Consider the following 13658-nt stretch of genomic DNA (forward strand, 5'->3'; position numbering starts at 1 on the left):
AGGTTTATAATCGGTCGGGTTAAATTAAACAATTGGATGATACGGCTCTAATAAATAAGTTTGAGCCATTTTTGTAAAGGCAGCTACCTGGTCTTCTCTCCAGGAACTGTCCTTGTTCAATTCTGTAGCCATTAGGGCGGCTACGGCGGGGGCCATATCAATGGCGGCACGGGCATCTAAGAACAAAGCCCTTACGCGCCTGGCTAAAATATCCTCAACTGTGCGGGCCATTTCAAATCTTACACCCCAAATCACCTCGGCTTTTATATACGGCATGCGCGCGTGTAATTTTTCCTGCCAAGCAGCATTTTCTTTACTCAATGCGATCAAGTCACCCTGGTCGCTTCCGTAAACGTATAAATGATCGTTACGGTCTACATTGGCCTTGCTGCCGTGTATAGCTAATGTTTTTGTTTGGGTAAGGTAGGGCGTGAGGCCGCCTACTTTAATGGCTTTGTTCACCGTGTCTTCGCCCATCCGGCGGTAGGTGGTCCATTTGCCACCTGTTATGGTGATGAGGTCAGATCCGGAAACGATCAGTTTATGGCTGCGCGATATTTCTTTGGTTTTCGATGAGCCTTTTTCGGGGGCAGCCAATGGGCGCAAACCGGCAAACACGCTCAACACATCTTTACGGGTTGGTGCCTTGGTCAGGTATTTAGCGGCGGTGCGCATAATAAAATCAATTTCCTCTTGTAAAGCTACGGGCTCCAGGCTGTGCTCATCAATAGGCGTATCGGTAGTGCCCACCACCAGCTTATCATGCCAGGGCACAGCAAAAAGAACCCGGCCGTCATCTGTTTTGGGGATCATCAGGGCATCTTCGCCCGGCATAAATGAGCGGTCTAACACGATATGTACCCCCTGGCTTGGCCTAACTATGGGCTTACTTTCGGGCTTATCCATGGTCAAAATATCATCGACAAAAACCCCGGTGGCATTGATTACTGTTTTGCCTTGTATGGTATATGTTTTATCTGTCTCCGTATCGGTAGCAGTTACGCCGCTAATTTTCCCGTTATTATTTTTTAGTAAATCATTTACCTTAAAATAGTTTAATACCGTAGCTCCCTGTTCCAACGCTGTTTGCGCCAGGTTTACCGCCAGCCGGGCATCGTCAAATTGGCCATCGTGATAAACTACGCCGCCATATAAACTTTTTGGCTGAATAGTAGCCAGCCTGCCGATCACTTGTTGTTTTGAAATGTGCCGGGCGCGGCCAAAACCCAGTTTCCCGGCCAATAAATCATATAATGTTAAGCCGATGGAGTAGAAGGCACCGCCCCACCATTCGTAATTAGGGATGATAAATGATTCGTTTTTTACCAGGTGGGCTGCATTTTTAAGTAACAGGCCGCGTTCGAACAGTGCCTCCCTAACTAATGCGATATCACCTTGCGCCAGGTAACGCACCCCGCCATGTACCAGTTTGGTGCTCCGGCTGGATGTGCCCTTGGCAAAGTCTGCCTGCTCCAATAGTAATGTTTTATAGCCGCGAGCAGCTGCATCAACCGCAGTGCCCAGGCCAGTTGCACCGCCGCCTATCACAATCACATCCCAAACTTTACCCGCATCGTTGAGGGCTTGTGTTAATTTATTTCTTTCGATGGCTATCATGATCTTGTGTGATTTACTTAGCAGTAAATTTTAAATCTGCTAATCAAATATCGGTTATTTTGCCGGTTACAGGGTTGAGTGAAATTGACTGCGTAATGTTTTTAATGCCTAACTATCAAAGACGAAATTGTTCCTACAGCAAATCAAAACCGTTTTGTTTGTAAACCGTTTATAAATCCTGGCGGACTATTGCCTAAATAGTTCAGGCGTCCATTCAAATTAAATGTTAATGTGATGAGCATTTATCAAAAAAAAGAATTGATATCGGTAGATGAGGCACTCACAAAGGGCAGGCAGATGCTTTTATGGCCCAGGATACTCTTGTTGGCAGGGTTGTTTTTTTTCCTTTTCATTTTGGCTTTATTTTTTATCGCTTTAATGGATGGCCCTGCCATTAGCGGTAATGTGTGGTTGGTAATTAGCGGAGTTTTAGTTTTTGCATTTTTATTAGGTATATATCTGCCTTTTAGGTTGTGGAGTAAACGTACCACACGCTGGAAACTTTGGGCGTTTGATAACGTTAACAACGTGCATGAGTTAAAAAGAGTGGCTGTACGCGCCAATTTGTACGCTGCGTATGGGAGTTTTATGGATAAGTTACAGATACAGTCTGCCGCCGAACGCGCGGATTGGCGAAAATTACAGGAGCGGGCCAATTTTCCTGAAGTTTTTATAGATGACCACAATGTACCGCCCGAAACCACGATATACTTTTCGACACCTTATCTGATATTCAATATGTTGCTGGGTTTGATATTTATGGGTATAGGAATTACTGTAACTTATTTTTCTTTAAGGCAGCCATCATCACTTATCACAACCCTAATCGGCATCGCTATTATTCTTGCTCCAATATACTGGATTTTTGTTACGTTACGTGATCTGCTCCGTCATGAAGCCCAAATCATACTGAATAGTAAAGCGATATTTACCGTTGAAACCGGATTTTTAAGCTGGGACACTATTTATGACGAAGAAGTGCAACAAGTATCGCAGGGCCGTCGTGGGATGAAATATACTTTACATTTTAATTATATGAGCGGCATAGCCAACATTGATATAACTTTATTTGCCACTAACCGCAATCAGTTAGAAAAACTGATGCGGGTTTACAAGGGGCGATTTAAGAACTCCGATCAATAGATCAGCAACAGTTAAAATTAATTGTAACCGATGCATCAATAGCTGGCCTGCATTGTTACCAGATCTTCACTCTTTTATCTTCGGGTTTGTAGTTCTTATCACCAGGTTGTGGGTTAAAAGCCTTGTAAAAGGGAGCAAAGTTCATTAACGGGCCATTTACGCGCCACATGGCCGGCGAATGCGGATTGGTGTTTACATAGGTGCGCAGGAACGCATCCCTTGTTTTTACCCTCCAGATTCTGGCGATAGAAAGGAAGAAGCGTTGGTCTGGCGTAAAGCCGTCAATTTTAACAGAATCTTTTCCCTGCGGCGTCATTTTAAAGGCATCGTAAGCTATAGCTACGCCACCATTATCGGCAGTATTCTCGCCCAGCGTTAAAGCCCCTTTGATGTGAACGGTATCTAAAACAGTAAATGAACCATAAAGGCTGGCGAGTTGGGTAGTTTTTTCCTTGAATTTTTTATAATCATCTTTTGTCCACCAGTTTTTTACATTGCCATCTTTATCATACTGTGCGCCCTGATCGTCAAAAGCATGCGTCATTTCGTGGCCTATCACCATCCCGATACCACCATAATTGATCGCGTCATCTGCCGAGAAATCAAAGTAAGGATATTGTAAAATACCTGCCGGGAAAACGATCTCGTTAAGCGCCGGATTATAATATGCAGTAACTGTAGAAGGTGTAGTGTGCCATTCTGTTCTGTCAACCGGTTTGTTCAGTTTTGCCAATTCAACCTGATAGTCGTTTTGGTTGAGAGAAAGGACGTTTTCGAAGTAATGGGCTTTATTGATCTGTACCTTATCATAATTACGCCACTTATCCGGGTAGCCTATTTTTTTGGTGATGGCATATAATTTCTCTTTAGCCTTTAGTTTGGTACTGTCACTCATCCAATCCAATTGATTGATCCTGTTTTCGAACGACTTCTGCAGGTTGTTTACTAATGCGAGTACGCGCTTTTTTGAATCCTCATTAAAATATCTTTTCACGTACAGCTGCCCTAAAGCCTGCCCCAAATAGTTATCGACGCTCTCGGTCATGATCTGCCTGCGTGATTTTTGCACGTCCTGCCCGGATAGCATTTTACCAAATTCAAATGACGCATCAACAAATGGTTTATCGAGGGTTTCTGCATAGTTTGCGAGGGTGCCTGCTTTTAGGTATATCTTCCACTGATTTAAGGAAATGGATTTTAACAGCGCGTTTAATTTTTCATAATAAGCGGGCTGACCTACATCGATAGAATCGGTTTTTGCGCCCAGGTTGGCCAATAAAATTGCCCATCCGATATTTGGTTGTGTTTTGTTTATAGCAGCGACGGCCATTTTGTGGTAATTGGCTTTAACGTCCCTTAACTCAATGTTGGTTTTGTGCGATAAAGCGATTTGCTTTTCAATACCGTAGGCAATCGCTGCATTTTTGTTGGCCGCCGCAAGATTGCTCCCTGTTAACTGAAATAAGGTGCTGATATACTTTTTGTAAGCTTCCTGAATTTGAATAGTAGACGAATCTGTTTTAAAATAATAACCTCTTTCGGGTAAGTTAGTACCGGCCTGGTATACGTGGGCTATATTTATCCCGCTATTTTTATCGTCGGGAGAAATGCCAAAGCCGATAATTGACCGGTTACCAGCTTTTAGTTCAGCGGCTACAAATTTAAGCAGCGCCGGTACATCATTGATCGCATCAATCCGCATAAGTATTTGCCTGATAGGCTGATAACCACGCCTGTTTAAAGTTGAAGTATCCATACCGGACGCATAAAAGTCGCCCACTTTTTGCTCAATACTACCCAAAACGTTCCTGGTTTTTGAAACGCTATCCAGGATGTTTTGCAGTAGTTTCTTTTGCGGTATGTTCAAAAAACTGTATGAACCCACGCCCGATTGGTCACCGGCAATTTTTACTGTATCGTACCAGCGCCCGTTAACAAACCGAAAAAAGTTATCGCCCGGTTTAATAGACTGGTCAATTCCCGCTACGTCGACAAAATTCTTCTTTTGGGCAATTGAATTATTCCACGCACTTAAAAACACCAATATAAAACACAGGCTAACTAATTTATTCATGGTTTGAAAATTTGCTTGAAGATAATACTTTCCGCATATTATAAAAATGGTAAGCCGGGTAAATTTGTTGTATTTGATTAGGGATGAACGGTTGTTATTTGAATAGTGAAATAAATTGTTTTTATAATAAATTTAAATCATTTAGCTTATTTAAGCTTAATCCAATATCGCGACTTTGCGAATAGAGAAGCATTCAATTCTATCTGATTTTTTGCCCTTAAATTCCGCAGACTCAACCCTATTTATTTTGTTCACTGTTTATACCATGTTCACTTCGTTCAAAGCTTGCTGTAACATCACCACATTCGTTTTACTTGCCTAACTTTCCGCTATGTTAACTTTCAAATGGCAAATCATCGCCAGTTGTAAAAGGGATCAACTAACGCTCCAAACGATGTGCAGATGAATAATACAGATCTTTTAGCCGAAAAACTGGATTTTACATATAAGAAAGAAGAGAGCCTTGGCGATTTCAAGAATATGCTGGCTACATGCGTTAATTACTGGTACGTTTTTGTGGCAGGCATCATCATCAGCCTCATATGTGCTTTCTTCTACATTCAGTACTTACCGATTCAGTGGAACGTATTGGGTAAGATAATCGTTGATGACGATAAAACTTCTACTTCTAAATCCCTCACCAGCGGATTGAATTCTGACCTGGCCTCACTTTTTGATATGAAGAGCAACGCGAGCAATGAGGTTAAGGTTCTTAAATCCAGGGGGTTATTGAAACAAGTAGTAGTCAACTTAAAATCCAATATTCATATTTATCAGAAAAGGTTTATAGGTAAGACTGAGCTTTTTGACAATTCGCCGTTCATTGCAATCACATCTTATAAAAAAGAGCCGGTAATGACCGACAGGCTTGTTGTCCGGATATTAAACAATAGCCAGTACCAATTAACGGATGATGAACAGGATATACAGTTAAAGGGTGATTTTGGCCGCCCGCTTACATTGCCCGGTTATAGCTTAACATTAAACAAAACGCCCTATTTTAATATTGCAAAACGCGACTACCTCATTAAAATTGAATCAATTAAGCAAAGCGCGACAGACCTGGAAAACAGGCTGAATGTAAGTATAGATGATAAGCAGTCAACGGTTATCAACCTGCAGTTAAGCGCGGGTAACCCTGCCGGGGGTGAGAAAACCATGCAAATGCTCATGAAGGTTTATTTACAAAACAACCTTTCTAATAAAGTACGCATCGCCGATAGTACCATGAAGTTTATCGATACACGCTTGGTTGTAGTTGGCGGTGAACTAAATAGGGTTGAGAAAAATTTGGAGGTTTACAAAAAGGAGAATAAAATATCAGATATCACCGCACAATCAAAGGCGCTGGTTGAGGGGGCAACGCAATACCAAAATAAGCTAAATGATAATGAAGTACAACTTGCGGTAGCCAACGATCTGTACAAGTACGTAAATAACGAAAATAACAACCAGGTTATACCAAGTTCGCTCATTACTAAGGATATTGCCTTTGGTAGCGCAATAAATGCCTATAATGAAATGCTGCTGCATAAAGAACAGCTTAAGCTATCGCTTGTAGAAGGCAGTACTTATATACAAAACCTAAACCAGCAAATAGATCTGGCGCGGCAAACACTTTTAACCAGCCTAAGAAACTACCGGAACAGCCTGCAGGTATCCCAGTCGGCTTTCAGGAAACAAAACTCATTGATAGAAGACAAGATCTCTAACGCGCCAACTAAGGAAAGACTATATCTCGATTATTCAAGGCAACAAAGTTTAAAGCAGGAGTTATATCTGTTCCTGCTTCAAAAACGCGAGGAAACTGCTATATCGCAAACTGCCACCATATCCAGCTGCCGTATCCTTGACGATGCGGAGAGCAGCGATGCGCCGTTCGCCCCAAAAAAATCACTGATCTATTCCCTCGCTTTATTTGCCGGGTTGCTTGCGCCTGCAGCCGGCTTAAGTATTAAAGAAATGCTGAATGTGAGGATCAATTCTAAGGCGGATATTATTAAACACACGGATGTGCCGCTGTTAGGGGAAATAAGCCGTAACCCGAATAAAAAGAAGAACCTGATTTACAACGATGCCCGATCTGTTATTGCAGAAGAGATAAGGGCTTTGCGTACCAATTTAAAGTACGTAACAGAGAAGGGAAAATCAAATGTGATATTGTTTACATCTAGCATGAGTGGTGAGGGTAAATCTTTCATATCTCTTAACCTGGGTAATTCAATAGCCCTATCCGGAAAAAAGGTTGTTTTGCTGGAGTTAGACCTGCGCAAACCGCGGCTGTTAAAAAACATGGGTATAGTTGCTAATTATGGTTTTACAAACTATGTAGCTGACGGTGAGGGTAACATAGACAGCCTGATCCAGCCGTCAACATTTAACGAGAACTTTTATTTTATATCATCGGGGCCTATACCGCCCAACCCTGCCGAGATACTAATGGGCGATCATCTCAAAATACTGATAGATGAATTGAAAACTAAATTCGATTACGTCATCATAGATAGTGCGCCGGTAGGTTTAGTATCAGATGCGCTTATTATTGAAGATTTTGCCGATGTAACCTGCTATGTGGTAAGGCAAAATTATACTTACAAATCTCAGTTGGGGATAGTTAATGACCTTTATAAGACCAAGAAGGCTAAACGCTTGTATATGGTAGTAAATGATATTGAAATTCAAAAGAACAGTATAACCGGCTATGGTTATGGCTTTGATAATTATGGATATGATAACGTGCCAAATCCCAGCAAGTTAACAACTGCCTATAACAAATTAAAGGTAAGCCTGAAGTAATAAAGCGCTATGATGTTGCAAACTATCCAAAACACTGTTACTGATTTTTTTACCAGGGGGCATCAGCGTACTTTAACAGCTAAAAAAAATATTATAAAGTCTGTTTTTTTAAAGGGGGGCAGTGTTGCTATCTCTCTGGTATTGCTGCCGCTTACCATCAATTATGTTAACCCTGCTCAGTTTGGTATTTGGTTAACTTTAAGCTCAATTATGGTATGGGCGGCTTTTTTTGACTTGGGCCTGGGCAGCGGATTAAGAAACAAACTTGCAACTGCCCTGGCAACAAATAATTACGAATTGGCACGTATTTACGTGAGTACCACATATGCTGTGTTATTAATTGTACTGTCAGTATTCTTTCTGCTTTTCTACCTAATTAACCCCTATATTAACTGGACAAGTGTGCTCAATTCGGGCGCTACCACAGGTTTAAATAATTTAGTGCTGTTGATGGTAGGGCTGTTTTTTTTACAGTTTATCATCCAGCTGATGCATACGGTGTTGGGTGCCGATCAAAAAACCGCCGATAGTACATTGATCAATGTGGCAGGGCAGGCGCTGGTGTTACTGGTCATATTTATACTCACAAAAACCATCCCCGGCTCGTTAAATATACTATTAATAGCAATGGCCGGTATCCCATTAGTAGTGCTCACTGTTGCCAGTATATGGCTATACAGGGGGCGGTATAAAATGATAGCACCCAGCTTTGGTTTTATCAAAATGAAACATGCCGGAGAATTGCTGGGTACCGGCAGCATATTTCTGATGATCCAGTTCGGTATCATCATTGTTTACGAGACGGATAATATCGTCATAACACAGTTGTTTGGCCCGGCCGATGTAACCACTTTTAATATGGCTTATAAGCTATTTTCGGTAATGCTGATGCTGCTTACCCTGGTGGTTGCCCCGCTTTGGAGCGCATTTACCGAAGCCTTTGCAAAGCAGGAGCATGCCTGGATAAAAAGCACCCTGCAAAAGATTACCCAGATATTTGGCGCCTTTAGTTTGCTTACACTTTTACTGTTGGCATTGTCGCCCGTCCTGTACAGGCTTTGGCTCGGTAAAGACCATTTTGTACCGTTCTCGCTTTCGGTACTTATGTGTTTTTACATCATAGCTTGCATGTGGCAAGCCACTAATGTGTACCTGATGAATGGTTTGGGCAAGATCAGATTGCAGCTGTACGTCATCATCGCGAGTGCAGTGCTCAACGTTCCACTATCTATATGGCTGGGTAAACAAATAGGTTTACAAGGGATAGTATTATCCAATTTATTGATATGCACAGTAATGGGGCTGGTTTTTCAGATCCAGGCCAATAAAATAGTGAACGGAACGGCTACAGGGATCTTTAATAAATGAGCGTCATATGATGAAATTTTTCGACAGATCTTTTCTTTACAACCCGCTTGGGCAATACTTAAGCTGGTTAAAATGTAAGGGCTGGTATCAAATTAATCATTGGGGGCAGCATTTAAGGATAGGTTATTTGAGCAGGATTAGCAATGTTACATTTGGGCGCTATAATATTGTGGGAGAGCACTGTATGCTGATCAACTGCTCTATGGGAGATTTCTCCTATGTAAACAGTTATAGCTATGTGCTTAATGCCGCAATTGGCCGGTATTGCTCCATTGGCCCCAATGTAAAGATAGCACCCGGTAAGCATCCAACATCCGTTTTTGTGAGCACGCACCCGGTTACATTCAATAACCAGGTAAATATGCTGCGCAATTATTGTAAGGAAGAAAAATTCAGGAATTACAGCCCTGTAACTATCGGTAATGATGTTTGGATAGGGGCAAATGCAATCATTATAGACGGTGTAAATATAGCCGACGGCGCCATAATCGCAGCAAACTCCCTCGTTACAAAGGATGTTGGCCCGTTTGAGATTGTTGGCGGTACGCCTGCTAAGTTTATTAAAAAACGATTTGATGATGACCAGATAATTTGTCTGTTGGAAACCAGTTGGTGGGACAAAGATGAGGAGTGGGTGCAAAAAAACATTTCCAAATTCTGGGATATAGAGGATTTTACACATGCGGATTTAAATGAGGCGTGATGGTGTATTTAATTAGAAAGTTTTACCGGGCGCTCAGGGTGGTTTTTTTTCAAACTGCAAGGATTTACTCCTGGCTTATTACCTGCTTTAAGTTTCACCTTAATAATGTGCAGTTTCATGCAGACTTTGTGGGCTATGGCGTACCCATACTGGATGTTAGCCTTAATGGTAAGTTTTCAATAGGTAAAAAGTTCAGGTTCAATAGCGGCAAATATTTTGTTATGGCGGGCAGGCCGCAGCAATGTTATTTTACAGTAGGGGCGGGGGCCGAAATGACCATTGGAGAAAACGTAGGCATCACTTCAGTAACGCTTTTCTGTAAGCAAAAAATCACTATAGGCAACAACGTCAAAATAGGCATTAATACGGTGATCTACGATACCGATTTTCATTCGCTTGATGCGGCCTATCGCAACAGCTATCCCGAAAGGCTTGATGGGGTAAGGGCTAAACCTGTAGTAATAATGGACGGTGCCTTTATTGGCGGCCATAGCACCATATTAAAGGGGGTTACCATCGGCCGCAATTCAATTGTAGCAGCCGGATCTGTTGTGTTTAATGATATACCCGATGAACAAATATGGGGAGGTAACCCGGCAAGTTTTATAAAGGAGAACTACTATTCAACCGTATTAGCCTAACCAAGATGATACAGCAAAAAACATGTGCTTTTTTATTGCTCTTGCTTATCCAGGCAGCATTTTTTCACATGCAGGCCTTTGTGTTAGTCATTACCGCAATAATTATTTTAATGCCTTTGAAACACCACTTTGTGGCTATAAAGGCAGCGCGCTTATTTTTGTTGCTGTTAGTACCGCTGGTATTTGGCTTGATGGCGGGGTTCGGCAATAATTCATATCTTATTTTTAAGGATATTTATTATTTCACCGTCCCGCTTATTTTTATCACCTGCGGGGTTGTGCTGGCTTGCCGCCTATCTGTTGAAATGTTTTTGAAAACCCTGGTATTTGCAGGTGTTATCGGTTCTTTTGTAGTTACCGGTATTTCTATATCCTACATTGGTTTTAGTGCCTTTACAGACCCTTATGCCGCACATTATGCGCAAGGTATTATTGGCACCCCCGGCCCACCCGTTGCCCTGGCGTGCCTGCTGCTATCGCAAAAATTCAACATCAAACTGTTTAACCGCACCTGGTTTAATATACTGGTTGCCATAAATGTTATGGGGGTTTACATGTTCGCGTCGCGTACTTACCTCATCATCACCTTATGCTTTTTGATATTGTTAGTAGCCGATAAGGTGAAAAAGTTATGGATAGCACCGGTGTTACTCGTGTCGATTATCGGGTTAACCTTTATTCCCTTTGATGCATTAACCACTAATACTGACGGCACCTTTGTGAGTAAGCTATTGGGCTCGTTCTCAGAAATAAGCCTGGGGCAATACAATAATGAGCAGGACATTAACTTGAGGTACCGTGGTTACGAATCTTTAATGGCGCTTAAAAGCTATAATGAAGGCGGTACGGTTAGCCATATTTTTGGTGAGTTAGGTAAACTGATCGATCTGAAAACCTTTGTGCGCCTGGGCGAGGATACCGACTTTCAGTACATACCCGTGCTTCACAATGGCTGGCTATATATTTTGGTTAAGGTAGGTATAGCGGGGTTATTAACCTATGCCCTGGTTTTTTTTAGCCTGATAGTTGTCAACTGGCGCAAATATGCCGAAATAAAAGGCCGGCCGGCTATCCGTTTATTTGCCGCCTTAACATTGGGCTGCATCATTAGCCTGCTGCTTACCAATTATATAGTTAACGCTTTCTTTAATGTAGAGATGAGTGTTATCATGATCACTTTGGGTTATAGTTATCTCAATTTTCAATCGCTGACTTTTAAATGGGAACAGCAGCAACAAGCAATTAGTCATTGATATGGTTAGCCAGGCAAAATTAGCGGTAAAGGTAAGCGTTATCACGGTGGTTTATAACGCAGTGCACACTATTGAGGAAACCATCAGGAGCGTTATTAACCAAACGTATCAAAACATCGAATATATTGTAATTGACGGTGGGTCTACAGATGGTACGCTGGATGTTATCAAGAAATATCTACCGGCAAACAGTTATTTCAAAAGTGAACCGGATACAGGTATTGCCGATGCTTTTAACAAGGGCGTGGCAGTCGCAACCGGCGATTGGGTAGCTATTATCAATGCTGATGACTGGTATGTTTCGAATGCGGTTGAATCAATGATGAAAGCCGTAAACGACACCACGGATGTATGTTGCGGTAACATTATGCTCGTTGGCGAGAATGATTACCGGCGTGTTAAACCCAGCAAGGTAAACTGGTTAAATTACGGCATGTATATTATGCACCCTACCTGCTTTATCCGCCGGGAAGTATACGCATCAGTGGGCGATTACGATACCAGTCTGAGTATAGCTATGGATTATGATATGCTGATGAGGATAAGGAACAGTGGGTTCAAGATCCAGTATATTGATGAGCTGGTTACCTATATGCGCACCGGCGGTGCCAGCAGCGATATCACCAGGATGCACCAGGAAGAGATTAAAGTGATCAAAAACCACTTGAACGGATACAGTTACTGGCTCTCCAGGGCTGTTAAATATGCGGACATCATCCGTTGGCGTTTCTTTTACAAATCACCCTTTAAAGTGGTTGCCTGATGGAAAGAAAGAAAATCCTAATATCTGCCTACGCACTTTCGCCCGTTAAAGGATCAGAGTTTGGTGCAGCATGGAGTACTATAACCAACCTGGCTACACAGCATGACCTGTGGGTGCTTTATGGTATATCAGACGACCACATGGGCGATACGCTTACGTTAGATAAATACATTAAACAAAACCCGGACCCTTCTATCAATTTTATAAAAGTACAAGGTGGCAGGCTGGCCAACTGTATTAACCTTTTAAATAAAGCAGGAGCCGGATGGTTCTTTTACCCTGCTTATTATCTGTGGCAAAAAAAGGCATTGACAGCCGCCAGGGAAATTTTAAGCGAAGTGCCTATTGATGTTGTGCACCAGTTAGGGCCCATAGGTTTTCGTGAGCCCGGTTTTTTATGGCAGCTGGATAAACCTATGGTTTGGGGCCCGATTGGGGGGATGATCACTATCGATAACCGGTTATTGGAGGGCAAACCTTTTATTACCCGTTTAAAGGCCACGGTAAAAACAGGGATAAATTATATGCAATTAAATCATTCATCCCGCATAAGGTCTGCTTTTGAAAAGGCAGGGGTGCTTGTAGCGGCAACACGTACCGGGCAGCGTATCATCGAACAGAAATTTAACAGGAAAAGTTACCACATGCCCGAAACATGGCTTAAAGAACACGCCTATAACCTTGCGGATAAATTTGAAAATATATCTCCAGAGGTGCAATTGGTTTGGTCGGGGTCGCACATCGACCGTAAGAATTTGCAACTGTGCTTGCATGCACTGGCCAAAGTAAAGGCAGGCAACTGGTGCCTGAATGTATTGGGCAGCGGCCCGTTAACCCCCGCCTGGAAAAAACTTGCCAGAGAACTTAAATTGGATACACATATTAAGTGGCACGGCCATTTAGACCGGGATAGTGCGCTAAACATCATGAAAGGCGCGCATTTGCATATCATAACCAGTATTGCAGAGGATAACCCGAACGTGGTTTTTGAAGCTTTGAGCTTTGGGGTGCCCACCCTGACTATAGACCACTTTGGTATGGCAGATAGCGTGTGTAACAGGTGCGGGGTGCGGATAACCGTTGCTGAAAACAAAGTAATGATGGTTAATATGGCAGCCGCCATAACACGCCTTTTGGCTGATACCGAAATGCTAAAAAAAATGGCTGCTGCTGCATTGGTTTGCGCCCTTGCGCATCACCGCGAAAAGCGGCTGGCAATGCTTAACACATTTTATGCAGAAGCAATTCAGATTTACAACAAACAAGAAGTTGGTGCCGGATATATTTTAACTTAAATGAT

General features: G+C 42.3%; 10 protein-coding genes. 8 read left to right on the plus strand and 2 right to left on the minus strand.

The window, feature by feature from the left end; translation table 11 throughout:
• Positions 1–24: 24 nt before the first annotated feature.
• Positions 25–1617, minus strand: coding sequence for a glycerol-3-phosphate dehydrogenase/oxidase (locus IDJ76_RS19995; RefSeq protein ID WP_191165997.1), 1593 nt, complete (start codon positions 1615–1617; stop codon positions 25–27).
• Positions 1618–1851: 234 nt separating this feature from the next.
• On the opposite strand from IDJ76_RS19995, the gene IDJ76_RS20000 reads away from it, so the two are divergent.
• Positions 1852–2760, plus strand: coding sequence for a hypothetical protein (locus IDJ76_RS20000; protein ID WP_224746424.1), 909 nt, complete (start codon positions 1852–1854; stop codon positions 2758–2760).
• A 55-nt stretch (positions 2761–2815) separates the two neighbouring features.
• On the opposite strand, the gene IDJ76_RS20005 is transcribed toward IDJ76_RS20000, so the two are convergent.
• Positions 2816–4834, minus strand: coding sequence for a M13 family metallopeptidase (locus tag IDJ76_RS20005; RefSeq protein WP_191166001.1), 2019 nt, complete (start codon positions 4832–4834; stop codon positions 2816–2818).
• A gap of 402 nt (positions 4835–5236) precedes the next feature.
• Here IDJ76_RS20005 and IDJ76_RS20010 point away from each other — a divergent pair, with 402 nt between their 5' ends.
• The 7 genes from IDJ76_RS20010 to IDJ76_RS20040 all read left to right on the plus strand — a co-directional run bounded on the left by IDJ76_RS20010 (position 5237) and on the right by IDJ76_RS20040 (position 13653).
• A complete protein-coding gene (locus tag IDJ76_RS20010; protein WP_191166003.1) occupies positions 5237–7630 on the plus strand; it encodes a GumC family protein in 2394 nt (797 codons plus the stop codon).
• Between the two features lie 9 nt (positions 7631–7639).
• Positions 7640–8998 (plus strand): lipopolysaccharide biosynthesis protein, encoded by a 1359-nt coding sequence (locus IDJ76_RS20015; RefSeq protein ID WP_191166005.1) that lies wholly within the window; start codon positions 7640–7642, stop codon positions 8996–8998.
• Positions 8999–9005: 7 nt separating this feature from the next.
• Positions 9006–9701, plus strand: a complete 696-nt coding sequence (locus IDJ76_RS21275; protein ID WP_191166007.1) for a CatB-related O-acetyltransferase — start codon at positions 9006–9008, stop codon at positions 9699–9701.
• Between the two features lie 107 nt (positions 9702–9808).
• Entirely contained in the window at positions 9809–10342 is a 534-nt protein-coding gene (locus IDJ76_RS20025) for an acyltransferase (RefSeq protein ID WP_191166010.1), read from the plus strand.
• Between the two features lie 5 nt (positions 10343–10347).
• Positions 10348–11595, plus strand: a complete 1248-nt coding sequence (locus IDJ76_RS20030; RefSeq protein WP_191166012.1) for a hypothetical protein — start codon at positions 10348–10350, stop codon at positions 11593–11595.
• Between the two features lies 1 nt (position 11596).
• The gene (locus IDJ76_RS20035; RefSeq protein ID WP_191166014.1) at positions 11597–12358 is read left to right on the plus strand and encodes a glycosyltransferase family 2 protein; all 762 of its coding nucleotides are present in this window, start codon (positions 11597–11599) and stop codon (positions 12356–12358) included.
• Complete coding sequence (locus tag IDJ76_RS20040) at positions 12358–13653, plus strand: glycosyltransferase (RefSeq protein ID WP_191166016.1); 1296 nt, start codon at positions 12358–12360, stop codon at positions 13651–13653. The genes IDJ76_RS20035 and IDJ76_RS20040 overlap by 1 nt, the downstream gene beginning before the upstream one ends.
• Positions 13654–13658 lie beyond the last annotated feature (5 nt).

The organism is Mucilaginibacter glaciei, from assembly GCF_014773245.1.
Classification (GTDB): Bacteria; Bacteroidota; Bacteroidia; order Sphingobacteriales; family Sphingobacteriaceae; genus Mucilaginibacter; species Mucilaginibacter glaciei.

Excerpts from the sequence above, each read along its gene's own strand:
- IDJ76_RS19995 (WP_191165997.1), bottom strand. The coding sequence starts at position 1,617 with ATGATAGCCATCGAAAGAAATAAATTAACACAAGCCCTCAACGATGCG.
- IDJ76_RS20000 (WP_224746424.1), top strand. The coding sequence starts at position 1,852 with ATGAGCATTTATCAAAAAAAAGAATTGATATCGGTAGATGAGGCACTC.
- IDJ76_RS20005 (WP_191166001.1), bottom strand. The coding sequence starts at position 4,834 with ATGAATAAATTAGTTAGCCTGTGTTTTATATTGGTGTTTTTAAGTGCG.
- IDJ76_RS20010 (WP_191166003.1), top strand. The coding sequence starts at position 5,237 with ATGAATAATACAGATCTTTTAGCCGAAAAACTGGATTTTACATATAAG.
- IDJ76_RS20015 (WP_191166005.1), top strand. The coding sequence starts at position 7,640 with ATGATGTTGCAAACTATCCAAAACACTGTTACTGATTTTTTTACCAGG.
- IDJ76_RS21275 (WP_191166007.1), top strand. The coding sequence starts at position 9,006 with ATGATGAAATTTTTCGACAGATCTTTTCTTTACAACCCGCTTGGGCAA.
- IDJ76_RS20030 (WP_191166012.1), top strand. The coding sequence starts at position 10,348 with ATGATACAGCAAAAAACATGTGCTTTTTTATTGCTCTTGCTTATCCAG.
- IDJ76_RS20035 (WP_191166014.1), top strand. The coding sequence starts at position 11,597 with ATGGTTAGCCAGGCAAAATTAGCGGTAAAGGTAAGCGTTATCACGGTG.
- IDJ76_RS20040 (WP_191166016.1), top strand. The coding sequence starts at position 12,358 with ATGGAAAGAAAGAAAATCCTAATATCTGCCTACGCACTTTCGCCCGTT.